Source organism: Streptomyces viridochromogenes DSM 40736, from assembly GCF_000158955.1.
GTDB lineage: Bacteria > Actinomycetota > Actinomycetes > Streptomycetales > Streptomycetaceae > Streptomyces > Streptomyces venetus.
The window spans coordinates 8562528-8578667 of record NZ_GG657757.1; the positions used below are offsets into that span (position 1 = coordinate 8562528).

The following is a 16140-nucleotide window of genomic DNA, read 5'->3' on the forward strand; positions in this document are numbered from 1 at the left end:
GTTGCATAGCAAGTCTCATCGGGGTCGATGCGACGCGGCTCACGCCCGCCCTTGCTCCCTGCCTCAGCGCCGGAGCCTCGACCGGCAGCACGCGGTGACGGCTCGGTGCTCAGGGGAGGTGCGGGGAGCGGCGGACGGTCAGGACCGCGAAGTCGTCGTGGCGGCTGTCGTGGTCGGTGAAGGCGCGGGCGTCTTCGAACAGGGCCCGGGGCAGCTTGGCGGGGGAGACCCTCAGGTGGCTCGTCAGACGCTCCTCGACCGGATAGAACGTGCCGTCGGGCGCGCGGGTCTCGGTGAGTCCGTCCGTGCCCAGCAGCAGCGTCGAACCGGCCGGGAAGTCGAACCAGTTCACGGTCGTGGGCTCGGCGGCCAGCCCGGCGAGACCGAGCGGCACACCGGAGTCCAGCGCCGGTGTGGTCACTTCGGCGTCGTGCAGCAACCAGGGCGGAACGTGCCCGCAGTTGACGAGCTGCGCCTCGGGACCGTCGCCGACACCGATGATGAGCGCCGTGACGAACCGTTCGTCGTCGCCGGTCTGTTCGGCGTAGGAGTTGTGGCGGACGACCGCGGTGTCCAGGGCGTCGACGAGAGCCGTGAGCGTGGGCTCGCGGTGCGCCGCCTCGCGGAAGGCCCCGATCACGGCGAACGCCGCCCCCACGGCGGCCAGCCCCTTGCCCTGTACGTCCCCGATCAGCACCCGTGTCCCGAAGGGAGAGGCTACGACGTCGTAGATGTCGCCGCCGACGAGGCGATCCTCCTGCACGGGTTCGTAGACACCGTTGACCAGAACGTCCTCGGTGACCAGGGGGAGGGGACGCAGGATGTGCCGTTGCATGGCCGCGGCGGTGGAGCGCAGGCGGAGCATCTCGTCCTCGCGCCTGATGCGTCGCTGGCAGGCGTAGACCGAGGTCGTCCCCAGCGCGAGGGTGAACAGCACCAGCAGCGTCCTGTCGAGCCATCCGCCCCCCTCGTTGTGGCGGAGCAGCAGGGTGAGAGTGACGACGAGCGTGGCCCACGCGGAGACGAACCCCGTCTGCCGGACCGTGCACAGGGCCGACGCCGTGCCCGGCAGGAAGACCAGCAGCCCGAGGAGCCACACCGGGGACCGGGACAGCGCGCCGAGGAGCTCGACCAGGACCGTCACCGCCAGCACGCTGACGATCAGCTCGGCGTTCCCCGGTGGCTCGATGGCCTGAGGGGCGTGAGCAGGCCTTCTCCGGCGGGTGCGGAGGAGGTGGGTACCGGTCATGGGGAACTCCCGGGCAGGTGGTGCTCTCTCCGTTCTACAGGCCGTCGGGCACACCGGCCTTTCGTGTCGGCCAGGGCCGGGGACGCCGGTCTGCCGGCCGGGGCGGCGCCAGGGCGGCGGAAGGTCCTTTCGACAGACGTACGAATCCGGCCGGGGGACTTCAGACAGCCGGACGAGTCGGCCCCGCGTGGGGGAGTGGTACAAAAAAGACCGCTTCGGCACCCACCCTCGACCGTGCCCCACCCCTGCGCACGCCTCGACCAGGCCATCCGCCGCGCCCTTGCCGATCATCGCCGATCACGGGGTACTCCGGGCCCCGCCAGCTGTAGAAAGGCCCAAGGGTTGAGTCCACGGACACCGCACGACGACACCCACCCGCACGCCCCAGCCCTCGCCACAGCTGCCGCCCCGGCGCCGGCACCAGGGCAGCACGTCGTCGTCATCGAGGACGACGAGGCCCTGGGCGGCACGACCGCCGCGCGCATCAGCCGTTGGGGCAGCACCGCGGACCGCCTGAGCCGCCCCGACGACGACGCCCTGCGCAGGCGTCTGCGCGAGCCGGCCGACGGCATCGTCATCGTCTCCCGGGACGACATCGTCGCCCTGCGCTACGCCCTGCTGGCCGAGCATCTCAAGCCCGGCGTCCGCCTGGTCGTGACCATCTTCGACCGCACGGTCGCGGACGAGGTCTCCCGGACGGTCCCGAACTGCACGGTGCTGAGTACGACCGACGTCATCGTGCCCAGCCTCCTCGCCAGCTGTCTCGCACCGCGGTACGCCATGCTCCTGCCGGCCGGCGACGATGTGGTCGGGGTCCGCCGCGAAGGCCGGACCGCCGTCGTCGAGCGGGTCCCCAGGCGAGCCCTCACCGCCGGCGGGCGCTCCCGACCACGCGGCACCTTCCCCGCCTGGTTCCGCTCTCTCGGCGCCTCGGCCAGGGCACTCGTCGCGAGCTTCGCCGCCCTGCTCACGGTCCTCGCCCTGGATGTCACCCTGGGGGTCCTCGTACTGCACGAGCACTGGACCGATGCCACCTGGCACGCCGCCCGTACGCTCACGACGATCGGCTCCTCACCGGCCGCCGAGCACGGACCCGGGTGGTACAAGATCTTCTCTGCCGCCTCCATGCTCCTCGCCCTGGTCCTGGCGGCCGTCTTCACCGCCAGTGTGGTCGACCGATTCACCGGGCACCGCATGACGACCATCCTGGGAGCCCGCTCGATCCCGCGCCGGGGCCATGTCGTCGTGGTCGGGCTGGGGCAGGTGGGCCTGCGTCTGTCGGCCCAGTTGCGCCGCCTCGGGCTGCGCGTCGTCGCCGTGGAGCGCAATCCGCACGCGCCCTGTCTGCCCCTGGCCCGCGCCCTCGGCATCCCCGTCGTCCTGGGACGTGGCGGCGACCGCTTCCTGCTCGAACGCCTCTGTGTCCGGCGGGCCCGCGCGCTGGCGGCCGTCGCCTCCGACGGACTGGAGAACATCGCGGTCGCGGTCACCACCCGCGCGGTCGCCGCCGACCAGCGCATCGTCCTGCGGGCCGGAGGAGACGAGGTCACCACGGAGTCGCGGTCGCTGTTCCGTATCGGTGCCGTCTGCGACGTCACGCACATCGTCGCCACGTCCGTGGCCCTGTCAGTGCTCGACGCCGCCCCGCTCAGCGTCTTTGTGGCCGACGACCGGACGTGCGCGCTCTTCCCGGGCGACCGAGTCGTGGACCTCGCCGCCTGGGACACCGAACGGGAACGGCAGCTGTCCCCGGACTGACCCTGCCCGGAGGACGATGCCGACAGGGCAGGTCACACGCACCCACCCACCGGTCATTCCCGTCGCCGCTGCCCCCGGGCCGGCTCAAGGACGACGGCAAGCCTCGCGGCCTCGACTTCATCGCCCTCGGCGCCCGCGCGATCGACAACGTCGAGTTCCTGCAGAGCGAATGGGTCGGCTCCGGCAACTTCATCGTCTTCCGTCTCGCCGACGGCAACTCCCCGGTCGACCTACCGCTGCCCCACGCCTCCACCGCAGGGCCGTGGACGCACTCCGTCCACGGGAACCTGCCGGAACTCGCCTCGGCGATCAGCGATGCCCATGCAGCCACCGACCTCGGGCCCGGAGGTGCGCAGGAGGTGAAGTCCGAGCGGCCTCCGCCGTCCGTACCGTGACGGAGCCCGCTCGGCCGCGCTGATGGGAGGTCAGGCCGTATGCAGTGTCAGCCCGTACCGGTTGAGGATCTCGTTGACGGGCTGGTGCCACGTCTGGCCACCACTGCTGCAGTTGCCCCAGCCGCCTGAGGTGACGCCCTGGGCCTGGTCACCGCTGATGAAGGAGCCTCCGGAGTCACCGGGTTCGGCGCAGACGCTCGTCTTGGTCATCTGATGGACGGCGCCTTGGCTGTAGTTCACCGTCTCGTTCTTTGCCAGCACGGTGCCGCAGTGCCAGTGAGTGGTGGAGCCGGAACGGCAGACGGAGGCTCCCACCGGGGCTTCGGCCGACCCGCGGACGAGTTGGTCGGGGACCGTGCCCCAGCCGAGCACCACCGGTACGGTCCACCAGCCGCTGCCCACGTTCACCCAGGCGTAGTCGTCGCCCGGGAACGACGATCCCTGGAAATTGCCGATGTAGGACCGGTCCCAGCCGTACGCGGCCGCGCTCGGCGATCCGCAGTGTCCGGCAGTGACGAAGCCGCCGTGCACGGAGAAGCCTATGGAGCAGCGGACGTTGCCGGTGTAGTAGGGGTCGCCGCCCACGGTGCCGGCGGTGAAGGTACGCGGTGTGGCGCGGGTCTGTCGCACCGTCACGGGACCGGCCTGGCGGGCTCGGGCGACGAAGGCCCGGACAACGTTGTCGTTCCGGTGCTCGGCGACGACGTTCACGACGACGTTGTTGGCCTTCGGATCCACGTGCCAACTGCCGACTCCCGCGGGCGCGGACAGCGCGTCAATGCTCTTCTTCGCCGCGTCGAGTTGCCGCGCGTCGTACCGCACGAGGCGTACGGTCGCTCCGGTCGCGCGTACGGCGTCAGCGTTCGCTGCGCGGGTGACGGCGACGGTGAGTTTGCCGGTGTCGGCGTCGAACCAGGAGCCGCCGTAGGCCATGCCGGCTGCGCTGCGCGCTTTGCGTTCGGTGACTGTTGCGGCCTTCTCCGCGGCCAGGCGTGCTTCGGCCCGGCCCCGGGTCAGCCCCAGGTCGCGCTGCATCGCGGAGAGGAGCTCGGGGGAGGCCGGTGCGTCGGTCGAGCGTGCGGGAGCGTCCGCGGCGGAGGCCGGCAGGGCGCTCGCAGTCGCCCAGGTGCCGAGCAGGAGCAGTGCGGACAGTCCGGTACGTAGGGCGGTGGTGCGTCTCAAGGGATGCCCTTTCGTTGTTCCAGCAGGATGGGGTGGAACAGCAGAGCTTGAGAGCGCTCTCGGGATACGCGCGGCAGAGCCTAGCCCGTGGTCATGAAAAGGTCTACGCCACTTTCCCGCCGTGTGCGGTGGGGCGGTGTCAGTGCCCTTGCCCGGAACCACGGCTGCGATGGTGCGGGCGACGACGGCCGGTGCGGTAACTCTGGTGAGGGCGAAGGTGAGTTGGATGGCGCCGTCGCGCTACGTGTGACCGTGGACTGCGCGCGGCTGCTGTGGCGAGAGACGGGCTGCTCCCAGGACGACCCCTAGACGTGGAAGCAGCCCGTGCACTGCCTGGCCGGAACGGCGCAAGGAGGGACCCATCGCCGCCGCACGCCGCACCCAACTCGCCGTCCCTGCATTGCGCGTACAACTCGTAACTCGTCGGTGCGGGACGCTGGGACCAATCTGCACTCCCGGGGCCGGGCGCCGTTGATGCTGTTTGCTGAATCAGGCTATGGAGCACATCGAGCGCCAGCTTGAACAGAACGTCAAGGCGGGGGAGTTGGCAGGCATCGCGGCCACCTCAGCCCCAGCGTTCTCGCGCGAATTCCGTACACCGGTCGGGTCGCCCTTGTAGCGCGGCTTCTATTCGTGCCTGAGGGCCGAACCTGCCGTCGACGGGCAGGAGTGAGCTCACGCGGTTGAGGTCTTGCCGGAGCCGGGTGACGCAGCTGCCCGAACTGCCGACGGTGAGGGTTGGGCAGTCTGGCAGGCACACTCACGAGAGGCAGAGCGAGGCGCCGCTTGGCGTGCCGAGCCCTACGACGACATGCGCTCATTGATGCCCCCCTTTGCTGTGGTAGCTCCCACTCAATTTACTCACTTGCTGTATTGATATAGTCACATTAGGTCAGCGTGTGGCGCTGTGCGCGGGGAGCAGGGTGCGGCCGGCCCGGTTGGCAGACCAGATGCGTTGAACGCTCAAGCACAGCCCCTCTCCGTGCTCAACTGGAGCCAGCATCCGCTGCGTGTTAGCGTGATCATATCGCCATAAATCAGACTCCTAGCCGCTTACTTGAAGTGTGTCGGAGGAGATGGTGACCATGGCGCGGAATCGGTTGTTCCATGCGCCCACCGTCGGTACCGAAGGTAGGGCAGCGCACGCCGCTTCCAGCGCCGCCGCACCACCGCGGGCCCCTGGCCACCGCGGGGCGAAGGTGGACTGGGACCGCCTGCGCCAGCGGATGCGTGGAGCGCTGCTGCGGCCGGGAGATCCAGGCTTCGAGGACGCCCGGAAAGTGTTCAACCCCCTCAATGACGATCACGTACCCGTCGCGGTGGCGCAGTGCGAGTCGACGTCCGACGTCAGCGAGGCGGTGCGGGCAGCCGCGAGCCGCGTTCCTCTGGCCGCTCGCAGTGGTGGCCACTCCTATGTCGGTTACTCGGCGCCGCACGGTGGTCTCGCCCTTGACCTGCGGCGCATGTCGGCCGTGGAGGTCCAGTCGGACGGCGTTGCAACCGTGGGGGCGGGGGCGCCGTTGCGGGATGTCTACGGCGGTGTCGCTCAGGCGAACCGCTGCCTGCCCGCGGGGTCCTGCTTCACCGTCGGTGTCGCGGGAGTGACCCTGGGCGGTGGAATCGGTGTGCTGCAGCGCAGGTTCGGGCTCACCTGTGATCACCTCGTGGGCGCTGAGATGGTCACCGCCGACGGAAGAACCCTTACGGTTTCCGCCGCTCGGACCCCGGACCTGTTCTGGGCCTTGCGCGGAGGAGGCGGTGGCAACTTCGGGATCGTCACGCAGTTCACGTTCGCCACCGATCCGGCTCCGGCACTGACGGTGTTCGTGGTCGGCTTCCCGCCGGGGAAGGTACCCGAGGTGCTGAGCGCGTGGCAGTCATGGATCTCAGCCGCACCCCGCGAGCTGTGGGCGAACTGCAACATGACGGGTGGAGACGTGCCGAGTTGCCGGGTGGCCGGCTGCTTCGTCGGGCCCAGCAGTTCCTGCAACCCCCTGCTGGACGACCTGATCTCACGTTCCGGCGTCCTGCCCAACCGTCGGACGGTCCAGGATCGGGAGTACTTCAGTGCCATGCGCTTCTTCTCCGGGAGTCCCGAGCGGCAGTCCTTCGTCGCCTCGTCACGGATCCTGAGCGAGCAGGCCTCTTCCCCGGACGCCGTCGCCGGCCTGCTCGTCGGGCGCCCAGGCGTGTCGATCATCCTCGACCCGCTCGGTGGCGCAGTAGCGGACGTGGGCGTCCAGCAGACCGCGTTTCCGCACCGCAAGGCGTTCGCCACCGCGCAGATCTACGCGAGCGCCACAGCGGCATCCGAGGCCGAAGTGACGCGCACTGTCCGCGATGTCGTGGCAGGGCTGGCCTCCCTGGGTCTTGGGGGCGGTTACGTCAACTACATCGACCCGGCCCTGCCGGACTGGGCGCAGGCTTACTACGGCCCGAATCTGCAACGCCTGCGTTCCGTTGCCCACGACTACGATCCCGACGGGGTGTTCGACTTCCCGCAGGGACTCACCAGGACGTAACCGCTTCGTCCACTTCGGTCCGTATGGGCGTGATCCGCAGCGCCGCTCTCGCGTCATCGCATACCTGTGGCCGGGAAGGGCTGCGGCCACTGGCCAGACTTGGGCTCGATGCAAGTCATCGCCGAGAGCCCGGCCGGCGGACGGGCATTGATCGAGGGCCCGGTCGCAGTGGACTCTGTGCTAAGTGAACTGTGGACTCGGTGCTCATGACGTCCGCCTTGCCTGTCTGGAAGCCTGAGCAACATGAAGACCAGGCGAGTGAGATACGAGGAATCGGCCGTTCGGGGCGTATGAGAACGCGCCCATCACCGGATTCGACGAACTGTGGGCACCGACCGAGCCGTTGCCGCCGAAGCACGGACGGCAAGCCGTTTCGGGCCGTCGAAGCGCGCAACGTCCCGGGGCGACGAGCCGCAGTGTGTTGGTTCTTCTCTCAGACTTCTGGAGGACTAGTGATTTTCCGACGCGTTTCTCCTGTTTGTGCCGTCGCTGCGGCAGTCCTACTGGTGGGGGCTGGTTCGGCCACTGCTGCGGCGGACCCCAGCACAACGGTGTCCGTCGCCACAACGGATTCAGGCGGCATCGGAGCGACCGGCATTTTCTGGGGTGACTTCAATGGTCACGACCAAGACAACCCCGAGGTCCTGGGGGCTTGTGACAAGCAGGCGGACGGACTCCGCGCCTACGCGAACGTCTCGTGGCAGGACAGAGACGGCAACTGGTTTGTCCAGGAAGTCGAGGACGCGACCGGAGCGGGGGATGGCTGCGAATACAACTATCTCCCGAATATCGCTGACGGAACCAAGGTGTACATCGACGCCTGCCTCAAGGACGGCCCGCGAGGCTCAGTCCGCTACTGCGGCAGCGGCACGGCCATAGCCTGACCGTCTGCCACTCCTGGTTCCGACGAACCGTCCCGAGCTCAGCGCGCCTGGGGCTGTTCGCGATGACGGGCAGAGGCGACGGACGATGACGATGCGGCGAGTGCCTTAGCGGGACCCTGGCCCGGAAATGCCCCGGAAGCGCTGGTGTCGAGCTTGAGCTTCCCGCCGGCAGCGGGCGGTCGGACGCGGGGCGGCCTGGCATCGCAGGGACTGCCATGTCCACTCCGTCCACTCGGACGGGGAACTCACCCTCTGAAGAGGGCTCAGCGAAGTCAGTGGAGGGGGCGGGATGGCGCAGCGCTCCACTGGCCATTTGGAGACACAGCCGTCTCGGCCGACCTGCGGCTCGGCTTGGTCAGCCCGGCTTGACCGCCAAGGTCGCAAAATAGTTCGACATGTATTGAGCGGATGCGTTGGATTGGTGCGGCGCTTCCGCGAAGCCGGTGAGGACGAACCCCGCGGCGAGTTGCCCGCCGATCTGGTCGGTGAGGGTGTGGCTGTATTCAAGAGCGGCATCCGCGCCGAACTTCGTGGCGCGTTCCTCGGCGGAGTACTGCGTGACATCGCTGTAGGGCAACTTGTGCACGACGATCAGTTCGCCGCGCTCGTCGAGCGCCTCGTGGTCGAACAAGTACGCATCAGGGTTGAGGAAGCCCACGAGCAGAGTTCCGCCCGGTCGCAGGGCACGGAAGCACTCACGCCATACCGCTGCCAAGTCTGGTACGAATTGGTTAGAGACCGGATGGAATACGACGTCGAATGTTGCGTCGCCGAAGGCGCTGAGGTCGCGCATGTCGCCTAGGACGGTGCGCAGCTCGAGTCCGTCGCGTGCCGCCACCATCTGGTCCTGGCCGAGCTGGCGGGGTGAGTTGTCGAATACGGTGACCCGCGCCCCTGCGGCGGCGAGGATCGGACCCTGCTGGCCGCCGCCGGAGGCCAGGCACAACACGTCCTTGCCCGTCAGGTCTGTCGGCAGCCAGGAGCGGTCGACTGGCTCACGCCCGATGAGAACAATCGACCAGTCGCCCATGCGGGCGCGCTCGACATCCTCAGTACTCACCGGCCTCGACCACTCGTTGCCCTCTTGGACATACCTGTCCCAGGCTGCCCGATTGTGGGCAACCGGGTCGACAACAATGTCCTGCACGTTTAACTCCCTGCTACAGCCAAGCGGACACCTGCGGTACTGACAGTCCAGTGCCGCTAGCCAACACGATTGCAGGGTGCGGGCTCAACGAAATTAGGGGTATGACCTGCTACAAGCCGGGCGAGCGGTCCCGGCTGATCTACGCCATCCGCGAGTACCGAGGGCGCAAGGGCGAGCCGAAGGGCTTCGGCTGGCGGGACCTCCGCGACCTCTTGGTGCGTGCCCGCATCCAGCTCGGCGGACCGATCGTGCTGGTCTGGGACAACGTCCGCCTCCATCTGACCGCCGGGATGCGGGAGTTCATCGCCGCGAATGCCGCCTGGCTCACTGTGTTCCATCTGCCCACCTACGCGCCGGACCTGAACCCGAGGAGGGCATCTGGTCGCTGGTCAAGCGCGACCTTGGCAACTTCGCCGCAGCCGACCTGGGCCAGATCACCTGGGCCGTGAAGTGCAGGCTCAAGCAGATCCAGTATCGCCCGGATTTGGTCGACAGCTGCCTTGCGAGCACCGGCCCCATCACGGACGACTGAGCGGCGCTGCAGATTCGTTAGTCGACGTAGTACCGGTCGTAGGAGGCGGAGCGCTCCTCCACTGAGAAGCTCTCGAATTCACCGGCCGCCTCGAGCTCGCGCAGTCGATCCAGCGCCGCCGCCGCAGCAGGTGCACGGTTGGCCGAGAGGTGGGCCTTCGTCGCGTCGAGCCCGTGCCCAAGCAGGAATTCGATGTCGATCGAGCACGCTGCGTCGAAGCTGGCTTGCTTCGCACTCCAGATCAGGAGCACGTCGTCGAGGTCGCCGCTGTTGAACAGCTGGAAGCAGCAGAGCCTCATCAGCTCAGTGTCGCCCTCGCCCTGGGCGCGTCGCTCACGCGCCGTGTGCTCTCTGAGGAGTGCACGGATCTCGTCGAGGTCCGCGCCGACGGGGCGAAGCCCGTAGCGGTGCCAGCTTTCCTTGACATCCATCACTGGTCTCCCTGATCGTCCGGCCCGGCCCGTGGCCTATCGGCCCCGCCCATCGCCGTTCGGTCGGACGACGGCCCCTCTGCCGGTCACAGTATGCACACCGAGGGTCGCCATGTGGGTCGGCGGTCACCGGCGCCGGTGACCGCCGACCCACGCCACCCGACATCACCCAATCAAGTTGAGTAGCAGCGGCTGGGCGGACGAAAATCTCAGTTGATCCGGACCCTGGCCTATGAATACTGGCTGTCGTCTCAGTTGATCTGGTCCGCTCCCGGCGTTTCGGATCGTTCTAGTGGAAGGGCCTGCGTGAAGACCATGCACGATGGCCAAGTGGACGTGACCACAGAAATCGTTGCGACCTTGATCCAACAACAGTTCCCTCAGTGGAGCGGCAAGGCGATCCAACCCTTGGCGTCGACCGGGACGGTCAACGCCATCTTCCGTATCGGGAACGACCTCTCAGCGCGTTTCCCACTGCGTATGGCCGATGCTGCCGAGGCGCTGGCGGTTCTGGAACAGGAAGCCCAGGCGAGCGCGGAGCTGGCGCAGGTGTCTCCGTTCCCGGCCCCGGAACCCGTCGCCTTGGGAAAGCCTGGAGCGGGTTACCCCATGCCGTGGTCGGTCCAGACATGGCTGCCGGGAACGATCGCCTTTGATGCCGACCCGAGTGGGTCGGACGCCTTTGCCGAGGACCTTGCGGCCTTCATCGCAGCCCTCCGGGATGCTGAGACGCGGGGGCGGCTTTTCAGCGGCGACAATCGTGGCGGCGTTCTCGCTCACCACGACGACTGGATGGCGAAGTGCTTCGAGGAGAGCAAGGGGCTGCTCAACGTGTCCCGGTTGCGCCAGGTGTGGAGCCACTTTCGGGAGTTGCCACGCACGGGTGCCGACGTGATGAGCCATGGTGACCTGATTCCCGGCAATGTACTGGTCGCGGGAGACCGGCTCAGAGGCGTACTCGACACCGGCGGCTTCGGCCCGGCCGACCCCGCTTTGGATCTGGTCAGTGCTTGGCACCTGCTGGAGTCAGGCCCGCGGAAGGTGCTGCGGCGGACACTGGCCTGTGACGATCTGGAGTGGGAGCGCGGCAAGGCGTGGGCGTTCGAACAGGCGATGGGTGTTGTCTGGTATTACGTCGATAGTAATCCGACGATGAGCAGAATGGGGCGCCGGACACTCGACCGCATTCTGGAGTCGGTGGAGTGATGTCGCCCCGGTCGTGAACTCGTCGGCGTGATCGCCCGGTTCACGGACAGCTATCTGCTCTGCTACCTCCGAGGCCCAGAGGGCGTCATCGTCGGACTGGCCGAGCAACTGCGCTGAGGCTCAGTGAGGTATGGCTGTCCGGAACAGGTGACCAGAGGGGAAATGCCGCTGAGGGATGAGGGTGAGCCGATTTTCGTGTTCCTCCGCCGCCGTCTTCATGGAGGACCGTCGGCGACGCCGGGATCCTGCATTGCGCCGCTCTGCTCCCGCTGCCCTTCTCCTCTTGGGAAGTGCCCGGCGCACAACGGCTACCGTCTACCGCCCTTCTGCGTCGCCGCGTTCGTGCGTGCACATCCGGGACCCAGGTCGCCGGGAGCGTTGCCGGCGGTGTTCCCGAGCGCACGGTCGCCCATGATGACTTTCTCGGTGCTGCCGGCCCCGGTGGATCGGCTCTTGTACGAAGCCGCCCGGGCGTACGGGCGTTCAAGCCCGCCCCACCGCCTGTCTCCGAATCGTGATGATCGGGATTCCCGGCCCCCTCACCTGCACTGCAGCACCCCCCGCCATGAGCTAAACACTCGGTGTATACATGTCGCGTATACACGGTGTGTAGAGTGCGGGGGCATGTCCATCGGTCACACCCCTTTTAGGGCTCCTGGAGTCCGGCCCGCGACTCGGTTACGACCTGAAGCGGGCCTTCGACGAGGCGTTCGGTCACGACCGGCCGTTGCACTACGGCCAGGTCTACTCGACGATGTCCCGGCTGCTGAAGAACGGCCTGGTCGAGGTCGACGGGATCGAGGCCGGCGGCGGCCCGGAGCGCAAGCGCTACGCGATCACCGACGCCGGCATCGACCGCAGGCGCAAGGACGATCTGGCGGACCAGCTGATCTGCGACCACGCCCTCTTCCACCTGGAGGCGGACCTGCGCTGGCTGGAGCTGACCGCCGCCCGACTCGACAAACTCCGTGAGGCTGTAGCCCAATGACCACTTCTCCTCCTGACTCTCTGCTCACCGCACAGGACCTGCGCAAGACCTACGGGCACACCCACGCCCTCGACGGCGCCGAGTTCTCCATCCACCCCGGCGAGGTCGTCGCCATCATGGGCCCCTCCGGCTCCGGCAAGTCGACGCTGCTGCACTGCCTCGCGGGCATCCTGCCACCCGACTCCGGGTCGATCACCTACAACGGGCGCGAGGTGACGACGATGAGCGACGCCCAGCGCAGCACGTTACGCCGCTCCGAGTTCGGCTTCGTGTTCCAGTTCGGGCAACTCGTGCCGGAACTGACCTGTGTGGAGAACGTCGCCCTGCCGCTCAGGCTGAACGGCACCCCCCGCAAGGAAGCCGAGCGGACGGCGCTCGGCTGGATGGAACGCCTGGAGGTCCACGACCTGAAGGGCAAGCGGCCCGGCGAGGTCTCCGGTGGCCAGGGCCAGCGCGTCGCCGTGGCACGCGCGCTGGTCACTGGCCCCCGGGTGCTGTTCGCCGACGAACCGACCGGCGCGCTCGACTCCTACAACGGCGAGCGCGTGATGGAACTGCTCACCGACGCGTCCCGCTCCACCAACGCCGCCGTCGTCCTCGTCACCCACGAGACACGGGTGGCCGCCTACGCCGACCGGGAGATCGTCGTACGCGACGGCAAGTCCCGGGACATGGAGCGCGCCGTATGAGTCCGAGCCAGTGGTGCAGAGACCTGGCCATGGGAGCCCGGTTCGCCGTCACCGGCGGCCGCGAGGGCTGGGGCCGAGTGACGTTGACAGCGGTCGGCGTCGGCCTCGGCGTGGCCCTGCTCCTGTTGTGCACCGCGATGCCCACCGTGTTCTCCTCCCGCAGCAAGGTGGAGGACGCTCGCCACGCCAACCTGTACTCCCAGGAGGCCCCGCCCAAGGCCGACAACACTCTCCTGATCGCCGCCGCCGACACCACCTGGCACGACGACGACATCCTGGGCCGGCTCGTCGAACCCGAGGGCAGGCGGGCGCCGTTGCCCCCGGGGGTCGAGCGCTTCCCGGGCAAGGGCGAGATGGTGGTCTCCCCCGCACTCAAGGACCTGCTGGAGTCGGACGACGCGAAACTGCTGCGGGAGCGCCTGCCGTACAAAATCACCGGAACGATCGGCGAGAGCGGACTGATCGGCTCCCACGAACTGGTCTACTACGCGGGCGCCTCGGGGATGAAGATCGTGGACGCCTCCCTGGTGACGCGGCTGACCAAGTTCGGCAGACCGGACGCGGATGTGGCGCCCGAGAAGACCGACCCGGTGCTGCTGCTCATGGTCCTGGTCGTGTTCGTGGTGCTGCTGACTCCGGTCGCCGTGTTCATCGCCGCCGCCGTCCGCTTCGGCGGCGAACGCCGCGACCGCCGCCTCGCCGCGCTGCGCCTGGTCGGCTCCGACCGGGGGATGACCCGGCGGATCGCGGCGGGCGAGGCGCTGGCCGGAGCCCTGCTCGGCCTGGCCGTGGGCACCGGCTTCTTCCTGCTCGGCCGCCAGAAGCTCGGCACCGGCGAGTTGCTGGGCGTGAGCGTCTGGCCCAGCTACCTCGACCCCACTCCCGCCCTTGCCGTGCTGGTCGCGGTGGCGGTACCGGTCGCCGCGGTGCTGGTCACGCTGCTCGCGATGCGCGGCGTGGTCATCGAACCCCTCGGCGTGGTGCGCGCGGCCAAGCAACGCCGCCGCCGACTGTGGTGGCGGCTGCTGCCCCCTCCGGCCGGCCTCGCGATGCTCTACCCGATGATCGGCCAAGGCCACGAAAACGGAGACTTCAACCAGTACCTCGTCATCGGCGGCGTCCTGATGTTGCTGATCGGCATCACCGCCCTGCTGCCCTGGGTCGTGGAGGCGGTCGTCGTCCGGCTCGGCAAGGGCCCGCTGTCCTGGCAACTGGCCGTGCGACGGCTGCAGCTGAGCAGCGGCACCGCCGCCCGCATGGTCAACGGCATCGCCGTGGCGGTGGCCGGGGCCATCGCGCTGCAGATGCTCTTCACGGGAACGCAGAGCCAGTACACCGAGAGCACCGGTCAGGACACCAGCCGGGTCCAGATGGAGGTCGACTTCAGCGGTCCCAAGCAACTGTCCGGCATCGAGCGCGAGTTCACCGGCACCAAGGGTGTCCGGGCCGCAGTGGCCCTGGCCAGCTCCCAGTACGGGGACTCACGTCGCAACCCGGAGAACAGCAACGGCCTGACTGTGGCCAACTGCGCCGCCCTGCGCGAACTCGCCACATTGCCCTCCTGTAAGGACGGTGACGTGTTCATCACGCGAACGCGGAGCGGCTACGAGGACCCCAGCAACGCGTCCGAGATCGCCCTGGTGAAGCCCGGTCGGCAGCTCTACATCGACCCGTCGTACGACGGCCCCGATCGCGGCCTCGAGGTGCCCTGGACCGTACCGGCGAACATTCGAGAGGTGAACGCGCGCAAGGACTCACTGCAGGAGTACACCAGCCTGCTGGTCACCCCCGCCGCCCTGCCCCGCGAGGCCGCGCCCGCTGTGATCTCGGACGGTGTCTACCTGCGTCTGGACCCCTCGGTGCCGGACTCCCGGGAGTACGTACGCAACGTCGCCGCCCGCATCGACCCCTTGGCACAGACCTTCGCCTGGTCGGCGACCGAGGAGGACGCCAAGTACGCCTCCATCCGCACCGGCCTGTTCGTCGGCTCCGCCTTCGTGCTGGCACTGATCGGCGCGAGCCTGCTGGTCTCCCAGCTGGAACAGCTGCGCGAACGCAAGAAGCTGCTCTCCGCGCTGGTCGCCTTCGGCACCCGGCGCCGCACGCTCAGCCTGTCGGTGCTGTGGCAGACGGCCCTTCCGGTCGGACTCGGCCTCGTACTGGCCACAACGGTGGGTGTCACCCTCGGCTCGGTGCTGCTGAGGATGACCCGTACGCCGGTGGCCATGGACTGGGCGAGCGTCCTGACCATGACCGGTGTGGGCGCGGCCGTGGTCGGCGTGGTCACGCTGCTCAGCCTGCCACCGCTGCTGCGGATGATGCGTCCAGCGGGCCTGCGCACGGAGTAACTCCTTACATAGCCCGCGAGGTGGGCTCCTGCTGTCAGGAGGAGCCCACCCCGCGGTCGGCTTCAGCATCTACCTCAGGGGCTACCTCGCCTACTGCGACGGGCGCCACTGCCTGGAGGCCGCGGAAGCCATCCGGGTCGCCACCCGGCGGTTCACGAACGGCACACAGGCAACGATGCCTCCCGCGCAGATGGGCGACATCCCCGTGGTGCCGTCCCGGGCTCCGATCCCCAACGCTCCCGTCATGGGCATACGGGCGGACGGAACCGTCATGAGGGGCAGGGCGCCGCAGATCGAGGTCGTCCGGTACACGGCGGAGGGAGCCCCGCTCTTCCCGCCGCGGGCGAGGATTCACGGCCAGATCACCTGGGAGTGGCCCGTGTCCGGGGCGCCGAGGCCGGCGCCACCGCGGTGCTGCCGCCAACAGCTCACCCGGACAGCCGCGTCGGCACGCCGCCGTCCGCGGCGGACGGCGGCGTGCCTCGATTCCTCTCTCACTCCCGCGCGGCATGCTCCTTGAGCCACCGCAGCAGCGCCGCGAACTCCGGGGACATGTCCGTGTCCGACTGGACGAGAACGCACGAGTGGCCGTCCTCCTCGACCGTGATCGAGTAGCTCATGGCATCCGGTGCGCGCCTGCGGGGCTCCGGGGCTCCCGCGGCCGCCTCAGTCGCCGCGGCCACCAGCCGGGACAACTCGGCCGCAGCACTCTCGGGCAGGGCGTGGGTGTCCACAACGTCCGGCGGGAGGCCTGCGAGGACCGGTGCCGCCAGCCCGCCGTGCGTCGCCAAAGTGACCCTCATGGCACC

Annotated in this window: 11 protein-coding genes and 3 pseudogenes; 9 read left to right on the forward strand and 5 right to left on the reverse strand. The window is 68.6% G+C overall.

Annotation, left to right across the window (positions count from 1 at the left end; genetic code table 11):
- Nucleotides 1-109 precede the first annotated feature (109 nt).
- On the reverse strand, nt 110-1249 hold the full coding sequence (locus SSQG_RS37615; protein ID WP_039934489.1) for a PP2C family protein-serine/threonine phosphatase: 1140 nt from the start codon (nt 1247-1249) through the stop codon (nt 110-112).
- Between the two features lie 342 nt (nt 1250-1591).
- Between SSQG_RS37615 and SSQG_RS37620 the strand changes: the two genes are divergently transcribed.
- The gene (locus SSQG_RS37620) at nt 1592-3007 is read left to right on the forward strand and encodes an NAD-binding protein (RefSeq protein ID WP_003995255.1); all 1416 of its coding nucleotides are present in this window, start codon (nt 1592-1594) and stop codon (nt 3005-3007) included.
- A 425-nt stretch (nt 3008-3432) separates the two neighbouring features.
- Here SSQG_RS37620 and SSQG_RS37625 read toward each other — a convergent pair whose 3' ends face one another.
- A complete protein-coding gene (locus tag SSQG_RS37625; RefSeq protein ID WP_003995257.1) occupies nt 3433-4584 on the reverse strand; it encodes a S1 family peptidase in 1152 nt (383 codons plus the stop codon).
- Nucleotides 4585-5660: 1076 nt separating this feature from the next.
- Between SSQG_RS37625 and SSQG_RS37630 the strand changes: the two genes are divergently transcribed.
- The gene (locus tag SSQG_RS37630; protein ID WP_003995258.1) at nt 5661-7106 is read left to right on the forward strand and encodes an FAD-binding oxidoreductase; all 1446 of its coding nucleotides are present in this window, start codon (nt 5661-5663) and stop codon (nt 7104-7106) included.
- Nucleotides 7107-7657: 551 nt separating this feature from the next.
- Nucleotides 7658-7990, forward strand: a complete 333-nt coding sequence (locus SSQG_RS37635; protein WP_003995259.1) for a hypothetical protein — start codon at nt 7658-7660, stop codon at nt 7988-7990.
- Nucleotides 7991-8345: 355 nt separating this feature from the next.
- Here the strand turns inward: SSQG_RS37635 and SSQG_RS37640 are convergent, their stop codons facing one another.
- Nucleotides 8346-9137 carry a class I SAM-dependent methyltransferase gene (locus SSQG_RS37640; RefSeq protein ID WP_003995261.1) on the reverse strand — a complete coding sequence of 264 codons (792 nt, stop codon included), beginning with the start codon at nt 9135-9137 and terminating at the stop codon, nt 8346-8348.
- 98 nt (nt 9138-9235) lie between these two features.
- Here SSQG_RS37640 and SSQG_RS37645 point away from each other — a divergent pair.
- Nucleotides 9236-9669 (forward strand): annotated as a pseudogene (locus SSQG_RS37645) (transposase); the annotation flags it as partial.
- 17 nt (nt 9670-9686) lie between these two features.
- On the opposite strand, the gene SSQG_RS37650 reads toward SSQG_RS37645, so the two are convergent.
- Nucleotides 9687-10100, reverse strand: coding sequence for a hypothetical protein (locus tag SSQG_RS37650; protein ID WP_003995262.1), 414 nt, complete (start codon nt 10098-10100; stop codon nt 9687-9689).
- A gap of 315 nt (nt 10101-10415) precedes the next feature.
- Here SSQG_RS37650 and SSQG_RS37655 point away from each other — a divergent pair, with 315 nt between their 5' ends.
- The 5 genes and pseudogenes from SSQG_RS37655 (at nt 10416) to SSQG_RS37670 (ending at nt 15331) form a co-directional block, all read left to right on the forward strand.
- On the forward strand, nt 10416-11306 hold the full coding sequence (locus SSQG_RS37655) for an aminoglycoside phosphotransferase family protein (RefSeq protein WP_039935831.1): 891 nt from the start codon (nt 10416-10418) through the stop codon (nt 11304-11306).
- A 9-nt stretch (nt 11307-11315) separates the two neighbouring features.
- Nucleotides 11316-11423: pseudogene (locus tag SSQG_RS44195) on the forward strand (VOC family protein); the annotation flags it as partial.
- A 507-nt stretch (nt 11424-11930) separates the two neighbouring features.
- Nucleotides 11931-12294: pseudogene (locus SSQG_RS37660) on the forward strand (PadR family transcriptional regulator).
- The gene (locus tag SSQG_RS37665) at nt 12291-12983 is read left to right on the forward strand and encodes an ABC transporter ATP-binding protein (RefSeq protein WP_003995265.1); all 693 of its coding nucleotides are present in this window, start codon (nt 12291-12293) and stop codon (nt 12981-12983) included. The pseudogene SSQG_RS37660 and the gene SSQG_RS37665 overlap by 4 nt, the downstream one beginning before the upstream one ends.
- Nucleotides 12980-15331, forward strand: coding sequence for an ABC transporter permease (locus SSQG_RS37670; protein ID WP_039934490.1), 2352 nt, complete (start codon nt 12980-12982; stop codon nt 15329-15331). The genes SSQG_RS37665 and SSQG_RS37670 overlap by 4 nt, the downstream gene beginning before the upstream one ends.
- 494 nt (nt 15332-15825) lie before the next feature.
- Here SSQG_RS37670 and SSQG_RS37680 read toward each other — a convergent pair whose 3' ends face one another.
- The gene (locus SSQG_RS37680) at nt 15826-16134 is read right to left on the reverse strand and encodes a protealysin inhibitor emfourin (protein ID WP_003995267.1); all 309 of its coding nucleotides are present in this window, start codon (nt 16132-16134) and stop codon (nt 15826-15828) included.
- Nucleotides 16135-16140: the final 6 nt, after the last annotated feature.

Bases quoted from the DNA above. Each gene is read 5' to 3' on its own strand.
- SSQG_RS37615 (WP_039934489.1), bottom strand. From the start codon at position 1,249: ATGACCGGTACCCACCTCCTCCGCACCCGCCGGAGAAGGCCTGCTCAC.
- SSQG_RS37630 (WP_003995258.1), top strand. From the start codon at position 5,661: ATGGTGACCATGGCGCGGAATCGGTTGTTCCATGCGCCCACCGTCGGT.
- SSQG_RS37650 (WP_003995262.1), bottom strand. From the start codon at position 10,100: ATGGATGTCAAGGAAAGCTGGCACCGCTACGGGCTTCGCCCCGTCGGC.
- SSQG_RS37655 (WP_039935831.1), top strand. From the start codon at position 10,416: ATGCACGATGGCCAAGTGGACGTGACCACAGAAATCGTTGCGACCTTG.
- SSQG_RS37665 (WP_003995265.1), top strand. From the start codon at position 12,291: ATGACCACTTCTCCTCCTGACTCTCTGCTCACCGCACAGGACCTGCGC.
- SSQG_RS37670 (WP_039934490.1), top strand. From the start codon at position 12,980: ATGAGTCCGAGCCAGTGGTGCAGAGACCTGGCCATGGGAGCCCGGTTC.
- SSQG_RS37680 (WP_003995267.1), bottom strand. From the start codon at position 16,134: ATGAGGGTCACTTTGGCGACGCACGGCGGGCTGGCGGCACCGGTCCTC.